The organism is Cupriavidus numazuensis (assembly GCF_905397435.1).
Classification (GTDB): domain Bacteria; phylum Pseudomonadota; class Gammaproteobacteria; order Burkholderiales; family Burkholderiaceae; genus Cupriavidus; species Cupriavidus numazuensis.
Genome location: NZ_CAJPVI010000006.1, coordinates 150,873 through 167,005 on the forward strand (window position 1 = coordinate 150,873; position 16,133 = coordinate 167,005).

At 64.5% G+C, this 16,133-nt stretch carries 14 protein-coding genes; 10 read left to right on the forward strand and 4 right to left on the reverse strand.

Features of this window, described 5'->3' with window-relative positions; all coding sequences use genetic code 11:
• Position 1: 1 nt before the first annotated feature.
• The 8 genes from KHO41_RS07305 (at position 2) to KHO41_RS07340 (ending at position 8,593) form a co-directional block, all read left to right on the forward strand.
• Entirely contained in the window at positions 2 to 1,021 is a 1,020-nt protein-coding gene (locus KHO41_RS07305) for an AraC family transcriptional regulator (protein WP_211952620.1), read from the forward strand.
• A 91-nt stretch (positions 1,022 to 1,112) separates the two neighbouring features.
• The gene (locus KHO41_RS07310) at positions 1,113 to 2,111 is read left to right on the forward strand and encodes an AraC family transcriptional regulator (RefSeq protein WP_280519691.1); all 999 of its coding nucleotides are present in this window, start codon (positions 1,113 to 1,115) and stop codon (positions 2,109 to 2,111) included.
• Between the two features lie 246 nt (positions 2,112 to 2,357).
• Positions 2,358 to 4,160, forward strand: a complete 1,803-nt coding sequence (locus tag KHO41_RS07315; protein WP_211952621.1) for an acyl-CoA dehydrogenase — start codon at positions 2,358 to 2,360, stop codon at positions 4,158 to 4,160.
• 37 nt (positions 4,161 to 4,197) lie between these two features.
• Positions 4,198 to 4,662 carry a MaoC family dehydratase gene (locus tag KHO41_RS07320; protein ID WP_211952622.1) on the forward strand — a complete coding sequence of 155 codons (465 nt, stop codon included), beginning with the start codon at positions 4,198 to 4,200 and terminating at the stop codon, positions 4,660 to 4,662.
• A gap of 54 nt (positions 4,663 to 4,716) precedes the next feature.
• Positions 4,717 to 6,456, forward strand: coding sequence for an alpha/beta fold hydrolase (locus tag KHO41_RS07325; RefSeq protein ID WP_376989338.1), 1,740 nt, complete (start codon positions 4,717 to 4,719; stop codon positions 6,454 to 6,456).
• A 53-nt stretch (positions 6,457 to 6,509) separates the two neighbouring features.
• Positions 6,510 to 6,923, forward strand: a complete 414-nt coding sequence (locus KHO41_RS07330; RefSeq protein ID WP_211952623.1) for a phasin family protein — start codon at positions 6,510 to 6,512, stop codon at positions 6,921 to 6,923.
• A 61-nt stretch (positions 6,924 to 6,984) separates the two neighbouring features.
• Positions 6,985 to 7,827 (forward strand): poly(3-hydroxyalkanoate) depolymerase, encoded by an 843-nt coding sequence (gene phaZ / locus KHO41_RS07335; protein ID WP_211952624.1) that lies wholly within the window; start codon positions 6,985 to 6,987, stop codon positions 7,825 to 7,827.
• 256 nt (positions 7,828 to 8,083) lie between these two features.
• A complete protein-coding gene (locus tag KHO41_RS07340; protein WP_211952625.1) occupies positions 8,084 to 8,593 on the forward strand; it encodes an SgcJ/EcaC family oxidoreductase in 510 nt (169 codons plus the stop codon).
• A 551-nt stretch (positions 8,594 to 9,144) separates the two neighbouring features.
• Here the strand turns inward: KHO41_RS07340 and KHO41_RS07345 are convergent.
• From KHO41_RS07345 to KHO41_RS07355, 3 genes are all read right to left on the reverse strand, one after another.
• Entirely contained in the window at positions 9,145 to 10,308 is a 1,164-nt protein-coding gene (locus KHO41_RS07345; RefSeq protein ID WP_211952626.1) for a porin, read from the reverse strand.
• Between the two features lie 143 nt (positions 10,309 to 10,451).
• Positions 10,452 to 11,021: an RBBP9/YdeN family alpha/beta hydrolase gene (locus KHO41_RS07350; protein ID WP_211952627.1), complete on the reverse strand. Its 570-nt coding sequence runs from the start codon at positions 11,019 to 11,021 to the stop codon at positions 10,452 to 10,454.
• 35 nt (positions 11,022 to 11,056) lie between these two features.
• Complete coding sequence (locus KHO41_RS07355) at positions 11,057 to 12,379, reverse strand: MFS transporter (protein WP_211952628.1); 1,323 nt, start codon at positions 12,377 to 12,379, stop codon at positions 11,057 to 11,059.
• A 438-nt stretch (positions 12,380 to 12,817) separates the two neighbouring features.
• On the opposite strand from KHO41_RS07355, the gene KHO41_RS07360 reads away from it, so the two are divergent.
• Positions 12,818 to 13,153 carry a hypothetical protein gene (locus tag KHO41_RS07360; RefSeq protein ID WP_211952629.1) on the forward strand — a complete coding sequence of 112 codons (336 nt, stop codon included), beginning with the start codon at positions 12,818 to 12,820 and terminating at the stop codon, positions 13,151 to 13,153.
• A gap of 93 nt (positions 13,154 to 13,246) precedes the next feature.
• Here the strand turns inward: KHO41_RS07360 and fabI are convergent, their stop codons facing one another.
• On the reverse strand, positions 13,247 to 14,029 hold the full coding sequence (fabI, locus tag KHO41_RS07365) for an enoyl-ACP reductase FabI (RefSeq protein ID WP_211952630.1): 783 nt from the start codon (positions 14,027 to 14,029) through the stop codon (positions 13,247 to 13,249).
• Positions 14,030 to 14,237: 208 nt separating this feature from the next.
• Here fabI and KHO41_RS07370 point away from each other — a divergent pair, with 208 nt between their 5' ends.
• Positions 14,238 to 16,121 (forward strand): extracellular solute-binding protein, encoded by a 1,884-nt coding sequence (locus KHO41_RS07370; RefSeq protein WP_211952631.1) that lies wholly within the window; start codon positions 14,238 to 14,240, stop codon positions 16,119 to 16,121.
• Positions 16,122 to 16,133: the final 12 nt, after the last annotated feature.

Below are 16,133 nucleotides of genomic sequence, written 5' to 3' on the forward strand. Positions count from 1 at the left end.
GATGTCCTACTACCTTCGCAGTGCCAGCCTTACCAATTACGTGGAAGTGGCCCGCGCCGTGGGCCTGGATCCGCATCAGTATCTGCGCGCGGCGAAGATCAGCCGCGATGTGCTGCTCGATCCCGATATCCGCATACCAGCCAAGAAGGTCGGCCGCCTGCTGGACGACTCCGCGCGCGCTGCGCACGTGGATGATTTCGGCCTGCGCATGGCGGAACTGCGCCAGGTCTCCAACCTCGGGCCGCTCGCCTTCGTCGTGCGCGAGCAGCCGACGTTGCGGCGCGCGCTGGAGTCGATGGTGAGGTACATGGGCGTCCAGAATGAAGCGCTGGCGATGCGCATGGAAGAGTCCGAAGGATTGCTGATGATCCGGCTGCATATCCTCAACGACCAACCCGGTACGCTACGCCAGGCCACCGACCTTGCGGTCGGCGTGGTCTACCGCCTGCTGAGCGTGTGCCTGGGAGCATCGTGGCGGCCGCGCAGCATCTGCTTCACGCACGCGGCGCCCGCCAGCCAGGCGACTTTCCAGCGCGTGTTCGGCATGCCGTGCGTGTTCAACCAGGACTTCGACGGCATTGTCTGTGTTGCCGCGGACCTCGAAGCGCCGCTGCCTTCGTATGACCCGGTCATGGCGCATCAGGTCAAGCGCTACCTCGGCACCTTGCTGGCCCAGGCAAACACCACGTTGCCTGACAAGGTGCGCGAACTCGTCCACGTGCTGCTGCCGTCCGGCATGTGCTCGGTCGACCGCGTGGCGCAGCACCTCGGGGTGGACCGCCGCACGGTACACCGGCGCCTGGCGCAGGAGAAGACGAGTTATTCCGATATCGTCAATGCAGCGCGTGCGAGCCTGGTCGTGCGCTATATCGACAACCGCGAGCGGCCGCTGTCCGAAGTGGCCACATTGCTGGGCTTCTCGTCGCTGAGCGCGTTTTCGCGCTGGTTCGGCAGCCAGTTTGGCTGCAGCGTGTCGAAATGGCGCTTGCAGCATGAGGGCCAGGCGAGGGACACCGCGTAGCTGACGGATTCTCACGGCGCGGCGGCTGTGACAGAATGCACCAGCCGCCACCTTTTCATCGCACGCATTGCCAGTGCCTCGTGTGAATGACGTGAACGACTTTTCCGCTACTGTCCCCATCTCTGTCGTCAACGGCTTCCTGTCCGGTGCCGATCCTGCGGCCATGGCACGGCTGGCCGAATGCTCCGGTATCGCATCGGAATTGTTGTCGGAGCCTGCCGCGCGGGTCACGCAGGAACAGTTTTCGACGCTTTACCGCCTGCTCGCGAAAGAGCTGGACGACGAAATGCCGGGCATCTTCAGCCGGCCCTTGCGCAATGGCGTGCTCAAGTACCTCTGCCTGAGCCTGCTCGACGCGCCAAGACTGGAAGTCGCGCTGCGCCGCTTCGGGCAGTTCTTCCATCTGATCCTTGACGACTTCCGCATGGAGTCCCGGCGCGACGGTCCGAGCGGCATCGTCGAGTTGGCGGACAACCCGGCCGGACCGGCCGCGAGCATGCTGGGGCGCGAGCTGATGCTCAAGCTCGTGCATGGCGTGGCGTCGTGGCTGATCCGCCAGCGCATACCGCTGCAGGCGGTCGAGTTGCCGGATACGCGCCCAGCGCTCGCCAGCGACCATCTGTACCTGTTTCCGGGACCCGTGCATTTCGATCGGCAGCACACGCGCATCGTCTTCGATGCTGCGTATCTCGATCTGCCGGTCCGGCAGCGCAAGCCCGATCTCGAGAAATTCCTCGCGCGCGCACCGGAGGACTGGATCTTCGTCTCGTTCGCCGAGGAGATGACCTGTCACAGGGTCCGCCAACACGTGGCCGACTGCCTGCCGGCATCGCCGACCATCGAAGAGGTGGCACAGGCGCTGCACCATTCGGTGCGCACGCTGTGCCGCCGGCTGTCGGCGGAAGGGACCACCTTCCAGGCCATCAAGGACGAGGTGCGGCGCGATATCGCCATCCGGCGCCTCACGCGCTCCGAAGACCCCATCGCGGCCATTGCGTTCGATGTGGGTTTCGACAACCCCACCGCGTTCCATCGCGCGTTCCGCCACTGGACCGGCAGCACGCCAAACGCCTACCGACGCGCGTTGTGAGCGTACGCGGCGGCTGGCAAGACTGGCCGCCCACTGACAAATCCTGCCACATCAGGCGCCTGTAACGCCGCACTATGCATGCCTCGGTCGTGGCATGGTGCAATGCGGCAAGATTTGTCATTCGAAGGGCGGGTTTGGGTAATAGCTTTCGCGTAGATGGCCCTTACGATCAGGGCCATCAATGATGTCGCAGCGCCGCAGGGCATAGAGCCGGAGCCGACGCTGCATCTCCGCGAGAGGAATGAGATGAGCTATACCGCGCCCACCAAGGACATGCTGTTCGCCATGCGCGAACTGGCCGGACTGACAAAGATTGCCACGCTGCCCGGCTACGAAGATGCCACCCCCGAGACAGTCGAGGCGGTGCTCGAGGAAGCCGCGAAATTCCACGGCGAGGTGCTGGCACCGCTGAACGCCGCTGGCGACCGCCAGCCCAGTAGCTGGCACGAAGGTCAGGTCACCACCACCGCGGGCTTCCGTGATGCCTTCCGCCAGTTCGGCGAAGGCGGTTGGCAGGGCATCGTCCATCCGGCCGAGTTTGGCGGCCAGGGCCTGCCCAAGCTGGTGGCGACGCCGTGCATCGAGATGATGAACGCGGCCAACATGTCGTTTGCGCTGTGCCCGCTGCTGACCGATGGCGCCATTGAAGCGCTGCTCACGGCAGGTTCGGACGAACTCAAGCAACGCTACCTGCCGCGCCTGATCGCCGGCGAGTGGACCGGCACCATGAACCTAACCGAGCCGCAAGCCGGCTCCGACCTGGCCCTGGTGCGCACCCGCGCCGATCGCCAGGAGGACGGTTCCTACAAGGTGTCCGGCACCAAGATCTTCATCACGTACGGCGAGCACGACATGGCGGAGAACATCGTGCACCTGGTGCTGGCGCGCACGCCGGACGCGCCCGAAGGCGTGAAGGGCATCTCGCTGTTCCTGGTGCCGAAGTTCCTGGTCAACGACGACGGTTCGCTCGGCGCGCGCAACGACGTGGAGTGCGTGTCGATCGAACACAAGCTCGGCATCAAGGCGAGCCCGACCGCGGTGCTGCAGTTCGGCGACAACGGCGGTGCCATCGGCTACCTGATCGGTGAAGAGAACCGCGGCCTCGAGTACATGTTCGTGATGATGAACGCCGCACGCTTCGGCGTGGGTGTGCAGGGCATCGCCATCTCGGACCGTGCCTATCAGCAGGCTGTCGCCTATGCGAAGGAGCGCGTGCAGAGCCGCCCGGTGGATGGCTCGTCGAAGGACGCTGTGACGATCATCCAGCATCCCGACGTGCGCCGCATGCTGATCGAGATGCGCGCGCTGACGGAAGGCGCACGCGCACTGGCACTGGTGGCGGCAGGCTATTCCGATCTGGCGCACCAGTCGCCGGATGCCGAGACGCGCGCCCACTATGGTGCCGCGTACGAATACCTGGTGCCCGTCATCAAGGGCTGGAGCACCGAGATGTCGCTGGAGGTGACCAGCCTCGGCGTGCAGGTGCATGGCGGCATGGGCTTCATCGAGGAGACCGGCGCGGCGCAGCACTATCGCGATGCGCGCATCCTGCCGATCTATGAAGGCACGACGGCAATCCAGGCGAACGACCTGATTGGCCGCAAGACCATGCGCGACGGCGGCGCGGCGGCGCAGGCCGTCCTCGCGGAAATCGACAAGACGCTGGAAGCGCTCAAGGAATACGCCGACGGCTGCCGCAACGGCGCGTGCAGTGCCATGCTGATGCGTCTTGGTATTGCGCGACTGGCGCTCGGCAATGCGGTGGACCACGTGGTCGAGAAGGGCCGCAAGGACCCGAACGCGGTGTTCGGCGCCAGCGTTGCCTATCTCAAGCTGACCGGCATCGTGCTGACGGGCTGGCAGATGGCGCGGGCGCTGATCGTCGCCACGCAGAAGCGGAGTGAAGACGAAGCGTTCTACGGCGCAAAGATTGCGACGGCCGAGTTCTTCGCCAACCACATCCTGCCGCGCGCCTCCGCGTTCGAAGCGGCAGTGATCAGCACGACCGGCCAGGACGGATTCCTGGGTCTGGACGAAGCCTGCTTCTGACGCAGCGCTCGGCACACAAGATCAGGAAGGAATAGAGATGGCAATCGAAGGCTACAACATGGCCACGCTCGGCGCGTTCGTTGGCAAGGAACTCGGCGTATCGGCGTGGGAAGAGATCGACCAGGCGCGCATTAACGCATTCGCGCAGTGCACCGGCGACCACCAGTGGATTCACGTGGACGTGGAACGCGCCCGGCGGGAAAGCCCGTTCGGCGGCACCATCGCCCACGGCTACCTGACGCTCTCACTCGTGGCGAGCCAGCTTACCGAATTGGGCGTGGTGCCGCACGACGCGAGCGCCGCCGTGAACTACGGGCTGGAGAAGACGCGTTTCCTGACGCCGGTGAAGGCCGGTGCGCGCGTGCGCAACCGCGTGGTCCTGCTGGCTGCCGACAGCAAGGGCGATGGCCGCGTGCTGGTCAGGACGCAGAGCACGGTGGAAATCGAAGGCGAGGGCAAGCCCGCGCTGGTGGCCGAAGCGCTTGCGCTGCTGGTCGCCTGACGCCTGACGAAAGCAACGAACAAAGTACGAACAAGCAGGACGAGGAGTAGCAGCATGACGACAGCCGTGAGTACAAAAACGCCGGCGAAGACAACAAAGAAGGCGAAGAAGCCGGCAGCAGGCGCAGCCGCTGCGGCGGCAATCGTCAACGACGTGCCGGCCATGACGGGACCGAACCCGTTCGTGGGCCTGCGCCCCGAAGATATGGTCAGCACCGCCCAGCAGATCGGCGCGCAGTGCGTGCAGGAACCGACCTTGCTGCTGCAACAGCAGACCAAGCTCGCGCAAGACCTGTTCGCGGTGGTGGACGGCTCCGCGCCGCCGCCGTGCACGCGTGACCGTCGCTTTGGCGATCCGGCATGGCAGGACAACCCGATCTATCGCATGGCCCTGCAGGGGTACCAGGCCTGGCGCGATGCGCTGACTGGCTTCGTCACCGGCTCGGTCATGGACGGTCGCAGCAAGGAGCGTGCGCAGTATTTCACTGACCTGCTCATCGACGCCGTGGCTCCGACCAATACGCTGCTGGGCAATCCGGCCGCATTGCGGAAGACCTTCGAGTCGGGCGGGCTGAACCTGGTCAGCGGCTTGGTCAACCTGTTGACCGATACGCTGACGAACCAGGGCATGCCGTCGCAGGTGGACAAGAGCGCATTCCGTATCGGCAAGGACCTGGCCGCCACGCCGGGCGCGGTGGTGTTCCGCAATGATGTCCTGGAACTGATCCAGTACACGCCGGCCACGGCCAACGTGCATGCCCGTCCGCAGCTCATCGTGCCGCCGCAGGTCAACAAGTTCTACGTGTTTGACCTGTCGCAGGGCAAGAGCATGGTCGAGTACCTGTTGCGCAACGAGATGCAGGTGTTCATGGTGAGCTGGCGCAATCCCACTTCGCTGCACCGTGACTGGAACCTCGACACCTACGTGGGTGCGCTGATCGAAGCGATCCACGCGATCCGCGACATCACCGGCAGCCCCGACGTGAACCTGCATGGCGCGTGCTCGGGCGCCATGACGATGTCGGCGCTGATGGGCTACTGCGCGGCGCGCGGTGAAAAGCTCGTGCATTCGGCCACGCTGATGGTGTCCGTGTTCGGCCTGGATTCGCAGTCCCAGCTTGGACTGTTTGCCACGCCGGAAGCCATCGATGCGGCGCGGCAGGGCAGTCAGGCGCGCGGCGTGCTCGATGGCGGAGAACTGGGGCGCGTGTTCGCCTGGATGCGGCCCAATGACCTGGTGTGGAACTACTGGGTCAACAACTACCTGCTGGGCAAGGCGCCGCCGGCGTTCGACATCCTCTACTGGAACAACGACACCACGCGTCTGCCTGCCGGCCTGCATGGCCAGTTGCTGGACATGCTGACGCTGAACCAGTTCTCGACACCGGGCGCGCTGCGCGTCCTTGGCGAGCCGATCGACCTTTCGGCCGTCGATTGCGACAAGTACGTGCTTGCCGGCATGACCGACCACATCACGCCGTGGAAGGGCGTGTACCGCTCGGTGCGCGCGTTCGGCGGCAACACCGAGTTCGTGCTCAGCTCCAGCGGCCATGTGCAGAGCCTGATCAACCCGCCGGGGAATGCCAAGGCGAAGTTCTTCCTGAACGACGCGCAGACGGCGGACCCGGAAGCCTGGCTGGAGGGTGCCGCGGTCACCCCGTCGTCCTGGTGGGAGCACTGGAGCGAGTGGCTGAAGGCGCGTTCTGGCCCATTGGGCGCAGCGCCGTCCCGCCTGGGCAGCGACCGCCATGCGCCATGCGCCGACGCGCCGGGGCGCTATGTGACCGAGGCGTAAGCCCGGCTACCCGATTTCTGTAACGTCAACTGTAATCTGTAAGGAGAGTAAAGATGGAAGCCACCAATGCCGCAGCCGCTGCGTCACGCAAACTGTTCGACTTCGTCAAGCAGAACCGGCTGGATCCGGCCGCGATCCTGGAATCGCGCCGCAAGGACATCGAGGCAATCGCCAGCGTCAACGCCACGCTGCTGGGCGGCCTGCAAACACTGGTGCGCCAGCAGGCTGCGTTCATGACCGACACCGCTGCCGAACTGCAGTCGCTCGCCCGTCGCGACCAGGCCGCAGAAGGCCAGGTCGCCAAGGTCACGGAAGTGCTGCCGCGTTCGCTGCAGAAGGCCGTTGATGGCCTGCGCAACCTGACCGACACCGTGTACAAGGTCCAGGCCGACAGCATTGCCACGGTGGGCAAGCGCCTGGCGGAAAACGTCGAAGAGGCAAAGGGGATCCTGCGTCCCAGGCAGTAAGCGCAAGGAAGCATGGCCGCCGGTGGCCATGCTTCACCGCCAACCTCTCCGGGACGACTTGATGACAACTAACAATGCCAGCCCCGAAGCTGGACATATCATGCAGACCCGTACGGTAGACCTTGACGGGCAGGCACTCAGGGTCGGCATCCGGCCCGGCAGCGGCGATCATCCGCCGCTGCTTATTTTCAATGGCATCGGCGCCAACCTCGAACTCGTCGAACCTTTCGTCGATGCGCTGCCGGATGTGGAAGTGATCATCTTCGACATCCCCGGTGCCGGCGGCTCTCCGGCGCCCCTGTTCCCCTATCGCTTCTCCAATCTTTGTGTGATGGCAGACAAGCTGCTGTCGCACCTTGGCTATGCGGGGCCAGTCGATACGCTCGGCGTTTCATGGGGCGGCGCACTGGCACAGGAATTCGCGCGGCTGTATCCCCAGCGCTGCCGCCGCCTGGTGCTGGCCGCCACATCGCCTGGCGTGCTCATGGTACCGGGCAGCCCATCCGTCCTCACCAAGATGATCGGCATACGGCGTTACACCGATGCGGAGTACCTGCGGCGGGTCGGTGCGGACATCTACGGCGGCGCCTTTCGCGACGACCCGTCATTGCTCGATGTCCATGGGTGCCATATGCGTCCGCCACGGGGGCGCGGCTACCTGTATCAACTGCTGGCCGCATGGGGCTGGAGCAGCCTGCCGTGGCTGCGTGCGCTGAAGCAGCGTACGCTGGTCCTGCACGGCAGCGATGATCCGATCGTGCCGCTGATCAATGCAAAGATCCTGTCCGGTTGTATTCCGGACTCGGCGCTGCATGTGTTCCACGACGATGGCCATCTCTTCCTTCTGACCGCCGCACGCGAATCGGCGCGGGTCGTGGGAGAGTTCCTGCGCGAAGGCCGCTGACACAGCGCCCCGTCCATGACGGGGCGTTTTTGCTTTCACGCCTGGTAGCGAAAGGGCGGCGCGCCAAGTGCCGGTACGCGAGATTTCGCTCCCCATCTGTACGGGTCATCCGGAGTGGCGCCCAGACCCCTTTGCGGGCTGCGGACGTTGCGGACGGCAGATGGAAATGGCTAACGCTGTCGGGATGTACCATACTCCATGCGTTGAGCCCAGGCTCCATTCTCAATACCAAGAACTGAAATTGAGGAGCTCTGTCATGAAGCCCTATCGCATTGCAGCGTTGACGCTTGTACTCGCGGGATGTGCCATGAATCAGGGCACGCCAGGCACCGCAGGCACTACAGGCACGACAGGGAGCACGCAGGCGTTGCGCACGGAAAGCTGCAAGGCGACGTCGGAGCAGGAGATTTCGGCGCTGTTTGATCGATGGAATCGCTCATTGCAGACAGGCGACCCGCACAAGGTGGCAGCCAACTATGCAGATCGCTCCATTCTTCTTCCGACGGTATCGAACAAGCCCCGCTTGACGGTCGCGGAGAAGGAAGACTACTTCCAGCACTTCCTGCAAGACAGGCCATCCGGGAAGATCGACTTCCGCACGATCGAAATCGGATGCAATTCCGCCGTGGATGCCGGCCTCTACACGTTCACCTTCGCGCGGACGGGCGCCGTGGTCAAGGCACGCTACACCTACACGTATCGGTGGGATGGCTCGCAGTGGCTGATTACGAGTCATCACTCGTCGGCCATGCCGGAGAAGATGTAGCCGGTTGTCGTTCCTGGCTGGCGCTTCGGCAAAAGCGTGTCATGAGTGCCCTCGGGGGCGAGCAGTGGTAATGCCGATCGCACCCCGACTACGACGTGCGCGCAGCGCAGCCGCAGGCGTCCCACCACCGACCTGATTGGAACGCTGTACCTGAGTCCGTCTTGGGGATCGTACAAAAGTCGTGCCGCGTGAGGCATAGGTTCTGACTCACATGGCGTAGCAGGTTGGAACGGCTGACCACCGTGACAGGCGTCCAAAGCCGTTGGAATCACTGCCGCCGTGGAATTGATGGCCAGCGGCAACGACGCGTTTTTCTGCTTACTCTTTTGTCGCTCGGACAAAAGAGTAAGTCGCCGGCTACGCCGGCGAAACAGCGGCGCCAGCGAAGAGCGATCACCTCAATCCCAACCACAAAACCCCCGCCGGCTACGCCGGCGAAACAGCGGCGCCAGCCAAGAACGATCACCTCTAAATTCCGCGAAGAACCAAAAAAAAGCCATGCCAAGTTTCCCTGGCATGGCCAAACGAGCATCAGTTGAGACCTGCTGCGCTCAGAACTTGTGGCGCACGCCCACAGCCGCACCCAGCATCGAATTCTTCCCATTGGGCAGCGCGTAGCTGTTGCCCGTGGCAAGGCTGGTGGCGTAGAAGTTGGACGCCGAGTCGAGCGCGAGGCCGGCGTTCTTGGCGTAAGCCGTGCTCAGGTACACATCGGTACGCTTGGAGAACGCGTAGTTCGCGATAAACGCAACCTGCCAGGGGTTGGCGAGGCTGGTATTGCCGAACTGGTTCTTGAGGTTGTCGTAGTCGTACTCGAGGGACAGGGCGACGGCGGGCGTCACCTGGTAAGCGGCGCCGATCCAATAGAAGTCATCACGCCCGATCAGGACGTCTGCCGCATTCTTGCTCTGCCCCCAACGGTAGCCGCCCATGACCTTGGCCGGTCCGTAGGTGTAGCTGGCAGCGATGACAGCCTTCCTGGCGGTGCCACTGCTGGTGCCAATGGTCGGATTCCACTGGTCATAGCCTGCGGTCACGCCGAAGGGACCTTGTGTGTAGGCCAGTGCCGCCCCGTACGCGCTGTCGCGACGGGCCTGGCCCGGGACTTCGCCGTTGCCGCCGATCGGCGTTGCCACGCCGACAAAGGCCGGCAGTGCCAGGCCGGTGCCGAACGAGTAGTGAGCCAGCGCCGTGACCGGACCAAACTGGCCGGTGTACTTGACCGTGTTGTCTTCACGGAAGTTCGCACCCGTCAGCAGTGCTGCGGGCTCGTACTGCGTGGCATAGGCACCCGGCACGAAGTTGGCGAGCGCTTCGAAGATCGAGGTGTACTGGCGGCCAAGCGTGATCTGGCCGAGGCTGCTGCTCTGCACGCCGACGTACGCCTGGCGGCCGAACATGCGGCTTTGCTGCTGCAGCGCGCCCGAATCCAGGCTGAAGCCGTTTTCCAGCACGAACAGCGCCTTCACGCCGTTGCCGAGATCCTCGGTGCCGCGCAGGCCCCAGCGCGATCCGGAAACGCCGCCCGAGTCCATGCGGAACACGCTGTGGGCCGCACCCGGATTGAACTGGTTGGCTGCCGTCGGAATGGCGCCGACGTGGTTGACATACTCGATGTTGATGTCAGCGACGCCATAGAGCGTCACTGTCGACTGCGCGAATGCACTACCAGAACAGGCAAGCAATGTGGCCAGGGCCATGCTCCTGAGCTTCATGGGGTAAATCTCCTTCTTTTCCTTTGGGGATGGGGTTGTGAGGCGGGGCTTCCCGTCGAAATGGGTACTGCTGGTGACGGCATGGGAGCTTGCGGGGCCGGAGCGGCCCCTGCGGTCTGCAGCCGGCTTCTTAGGGGCCGGCTTCAGTTCTTGCGGAGCAGCTGATCGATCAGCGCGGTGGCGCGCGGCCACGGCCCGAAGCCGGCAGCCGGATTGAGGTGGCCGACTTCGCCAAGGTCGACCAGTTCGCTGCCCCAGTCGCTTGCCAGTTGCACGGCGCGCTCGTACTTCGCCAACGGATCATTGCGACTGGCCGCGAGGATGCTGGGGAAGGGCAGCGGCTTGCGCGGTACAGGCAGCCAGCCGTGGTCGGCCAGTGTCTCGGGCTGCGGATAGCCGGCCGGCATCGGGGTTTCGAGATCGGCTGGCGTCGCCAGCAGTGCACCGCGGATCTTGCGGTGGTGCTGCGCGGCCCAATGCACGGTGATCATCACACCGGCGCTGTGCGCGACCAGGACCACGGGACCGTCGATCTGTGCGAGCGCGGCGTCCATGGCGGCCACGCGCGCGTCCCGGCTCAGCTTGTCATGTTCCAGCGGCGCCACGGAGCGGGCGTTCGGCAGCTGCGCCTGCAGCAGGGTCTGCCAGTGCTCGGCGACGTGATCGCGCAAACCGGGAACCAGCAGGACGGTGGTGTCAGGGGTAAGGCTCATTGAATTTCCGGAGATCGAGTGGGTCGGGTATTGAGTTACTGGGCGCCGCGCTGACGTTCCAGGCGCTGCAGGTCAGCCGCGTAGTAGCGGCGGCCGGCGATGAAGCACACTGCGGCGAGCAGGCCGGTCAGCGGAACCCATTGCAGGGCGCCGAGCAGGCCGATGCGGTCGGCGAGCACGCCGGTGACGAACGGGCCCGGGGCCAGGCCCAGCAGGTTGTTGGCCAGCGTGAGCGTGGCAAACGCGGTGGCGTGGATGGCAGGACGCGTCAGGTTGGCCACGACGGCGCTGGCGGGGCCGGCCGTGCCGCCGACCAGCAGCATGCCCGCACCGATCAGCGCAAGCTGCGCTGCACCGGCCGGCAGCCGGAACGCCACGGCCAGCAGCACGCAGCAGGTGACGCTGTAGCCGATGGCCATCAGCCATTTGCGTGACGGCGAATGACGGGCGACCCAGTCGGTCAGCGCGCCGCACACCACCATGCCCGCGCCGGCGGCCAGCACGAACGCCGCAGCGGTAATGCCTGCACGGTCCGTGGCCATGCCGTAGTAGCGGGACAGGAAGCTGGGCATCCAGGCGAGCAGTGCGCCCATCACGAGCAGTTGCAGCGCGCTGCCTACATAGGCGCAAAGGATGGACCGCGCCGAGAACAGGGCCGACAACAGCGGACGAATGGCCAGGCTCTCGCGCTGTGCCCCCGGGGCTGCATCTTCGCCCAATGCGCGGCGCTGCGCCTGCAGGCGCGGTTCGGTGATCAGCGCGCGATAGATCACCACGAGCACGAGTCCGAAGATCGCCATGCCGGCGAACGCCCAGCGCCAGCCGAACTGGGCCGACAGCGTGCCGCCAGCAGCCATGCCGAGCACGGAGCCGAACGCGCCGCCAGCGATGAAGGCAGAACTCAGGCTGGCGCGCAGGTGGCGCGGAAACACCGACAGCACCACGGCGATGCCCACGCTGCCGTAGGCTGCTTCGCCGATGCCGACGCACAGGCGGGCGATGAACATTTCGCCGAAGTTGTTGGCCAGCGCGCAGCCCAGCGTCGCCACGCTCCAGAGCGCGGCCATCAGCGTCAGGCTTTTGACGCGGCCCCACCGGTCAGCAAGGATCGACAGCGGAAACGTCAGCAGGCCGACCATCAGCGCCACGATGCCGCCCAGGGCGCCGAGTTCGGTGTCGGTGAGTGCCCATTCCGCTTTCAGCAGCGGGAATACCGCGTTGAGCACCTGGCGCGACATGTAGTCCGACAGCAGCAGGCCAAAGCTGAGCGCGAAAACCAGCCATGGATAAAAGCGGGATGCGGCCACGGTCTGCGTGCCGGTCACCATGGCGGGTTGAGTGGAAGAATGTCCAAGCATGAATGCTTCTCCTGAGAATCTTGATCGCCCGTTCGGACCTGCCGGCCGGGCGGCCCGAGGCTCAGACATGGCCTCGGAAGCGACTGGCGAAGTATCGGAGATTGGCAGGGCGCGGTTTGACTATGCGGGACAACCTGTTTGCATCTCGGGACAGTCGGGGAAAACGCGTAGGGCGCGACCGGCGGCGGTCTCAGGCGTGCGGAAAGAGGCATTGCGCCAGGGTCGCGAGGCATGAGGCGACCCGGTGTTTCCCCATATTAGGCAGGGAGTAGGCACATGGCAGGAAAAGGGCGACGACGACTTGGGCTGGGAAGGGAACGGCGCGCGGATTGCGCAGCGGCAGGCCGCGTTGTCGCAGTAGAAATTGAAAAAGTGGCAGCGACGCACTAAGGTCGTATCGGGAACAGCACTCGGTCCGGTCCGGACGAAGGTGGCGCCATGAAACGCATCCTGCTGGCAGTGTTTGCCGTCGTCCTGCTGCTCCTGCAGGGCGGGTGTACCTACTATGGCGTTCCCGCACCCGGGGCGCCGGCGAGTTTCGATCGTTCCTTCGATGCCGCGGCGGGCGCCATGCGCGATGAAGGGGTGGCCGTCAGCGTGCAGGACTACGCGAGCGGCTCCATTGCGGGGAACTACGGCAACACGGTCGTCCGCGCCAGTGTGCAGCGGCAGGCCGACGGCTCGGTGCGCGTGCAGTTCGATGCGAGCGACTCGCGCGATCCCAACCTGCTAGGCCGCATATCGAATCGCTACGATCGGCGCATGGGCCGCTGAGGCTGGCGGATGTGCCCGTGCTGATCCAATGAAAAAGGGGTGCCAGCAATGCTGGCACCCCTTCAGGGCCGGTTGGCGAACTGCAGCTTGCGTTTATTCCGGCAGACCCGCGCCAACAATGTTGAAGCCGGCGTCGACGTAGGTAATCTCGCCGGTTACGCCGCTGGCCAGGTCGGACAGCAGGAAGGCCGCGACATTGCCCACTTCGTCGATGGTCACGTTGCGACGCAGCGGGGCCGAATTCTCGAAGGCATTGAGCAGCTTGCCGAAGTCCTTGATGCCGGACGCAGCCAGCGTCTTGATCGGGCCGGCCGAGATGCCGTTCGCGCGGATGCCGCGCGGGCCGACCGACGCCGCCAGATAGCGCACGCTCGCCTCAAGCGCTGCCTTGGCCAGGCCCATGGTGTTGTAGTTCGGAACCACGCGCTCGGCGCCGAGATAGGTCAGCGTCAGCAGCGAAGCCTTGTCCGACAGCATCGGCAGCGCGGCCTTGGCCAGTGCGGGGAAGCTGTAGGCGGAGATGTCATGCGCAATGCGGAAGCCTTCGCGCGACAGGCCTTCCAGGAAATCGCCGGCGATGGCTTCGCGCGGGGCGAAGCCGATCGAGTGCACCAGGCCGTCGAGCTTTTCCCAGCGCTTGCCGAGGCCGTCGAAGGTCGCGGCGATCTGCTCGTCGCTGCCGACGTCGCATTCGAAGACGAGATCGGTGCCGAATTCCTTGGCAAAGTCGCTGATCCGGTCCTTGAACCGTTCGCCGACGTAGGTGAAGGCGAGTTCGGCGCCTTCGCGTTTGCAGGCCGATGCGATGCCATAGGCGATCGAACGGTTCGATAGCAAGCCGGTGATGAGGATCCGCTTACCTGCCAGAAATCCCATAAATTCTCCAAGGTGTTGTATCGGGCACGCTTCGTGCTGTGGCCACACGGCCGTGGCATGCCGCGGTGTCCGACGGCCACTTTATTGCGCCGAGTAGAGGGAATGTCCGGATGGCTGGAGCCTACCCGGACGCATGTAAAATTGTCTCACAACTTGGCCCGGCCGCAGAACGCCGGACCCCAGAGTCATATTGGAGGAATCCAGCGGGATGCCTATACAAGCACGTTGGCCGCTTCAGGCGGCATGGCAGTGCTTCCGTCGAGACACGGTACTGCGGTTCGGGCTGGCGCTGGCGCTCGCTGCGGGCATTCCCGCAACGGCGAATGCGGCGCATGGCTTTGCGTTGCACGGGGATCTCAAATACCCCGCCGATTTCAAGTATTTCGATTACGTCAATCCGGACGCTCCGGTGGGCGGCACGCTGGTGCTGGCCAACCCGGACCGCCGCACGAGCTTCGACAAGTTCAATCCATTCACGCTGAAGGGCACCGCCGCGCCGGGGCTGAACGCGCTGATGTTCGAGTCGCTGCTGATCAGCAGCGCCGACGAAACCGCCAGTTCCTACGGCCTGCTGGCCGACGATGTCACGGTGGCGCCGGACGAGCTTTCGGTCGTCTTCCATATCCGGCCAGAAGCGCGCTTTTCCAACGGCGACCCGGTGCTGGCATCGGACGTGAAATATTCCTACGACATGCTGATGAGCAAGGCGTCCAGCCCGGGCTACCGCAGCATGTGCATGGACGTGAAGTCGGTCGTGGTCACGGGCGAGCGCAGCGTGCGCTTTGATTTCAAGCAACGCAACCGCGAACTGCCGCTGATCGTCGGCTCGTTGCCCGTGTTCTCGAAAAAGTGGACCCAGGCCGTGCCCTTCGAGAAGCTGACGTTCGAGGAGCCGGTGACCAGCGGCCCGTACATCATCGATCGCTATGACGCGGGCCGCGGCATCATCTTCAAGCGCGACCCGAACTACTGGGGCAAGAAGCTGGCCGTACGGCGCGGCACCTTCAATTTCGACCGCGTCATCTACCGGCTCTACAAGGACGAAACCGCCAAGCTCGAAGCCTTCAAGGCGGGCGAGTTCGATGCGATCGTCGAGTACCGCGCCAAGAACTGGGCCAAGAGCTACCAGGGCACGAAATTCAGCAAGGGCGAGTTGATCAAAACGGAGTTCCCGCACCGCAACGGCGCGGGCATGCAGGGCTTCGTCATGAACATGCGCAAGCCCATCTTCAAGGACGTGCGGGTCAGGCAGGCGCTGATCCTCGCGCTGGATTTCGAATGGCTCAACCGCCAGCTTTTCTATGGCGCATACAAGCGCCTGGACAGCTGGTTTTCCAACAGCGAACTCGCTGCCAGCGCCGCGTTCGGGGGCAAGCCGGGGCCGGGCGAACTGAAGTTGCTGGAGCCGATGCACGCCAAACTGGCGCCCGAAGTCTTCGGCCCCGATGTCGTGCAGCCGTCCACGAACCCGCCGCGAACGCTGCGTGACAACCTGCGCGAGGCGCGCCGCCTGCTGGCGCAGGCCGGCTGGACCTATACCGATGATGCGCTGCGCAACGCCAAGGGCGAGCCGATGGTGTTCGAGTTCCTCGACGATGGCGGCGCGATGAGCCGGGTGATCACCACCTATGTCCGCAATCTCGAGAAGCTCGGCATCCAGGTGAACCAGCGCACCACCGACTACGCGCTGTACCAGAAGCGGCTCGAGGATTTCGATTTCGACATGGTGTCGATCCGTTTCCCCGATTCGCAGAGCCCCGGCAACGAACTGCGTGACCGGTTTTCCAGCGAGGCGGCCGACACACCGGGCTCGGACAACCTGTTCGGGCTGAAGTCGCCGCAGGTGGACCAGCTTGTCGACAACGTGCTGCATGCCAACACGCGTGAAGAACTCGTCACTGCGGGCAGGGCGCTGGACCGTGTGCTGATGCATGGGTACTACATCGTGCCAAACTGGTACAGTGCCTCGCATCGGGTGGCGTATCGCAAGGAACTGGGCTACCCCAAGGACCGGCTGCCTTATTACTACACGGCCGAAGGCTGGATTCTGAGCAACTGGTGGCGCACCGACGTGCAACCGAAGGCTCGCTGAGCAAAAGGAACG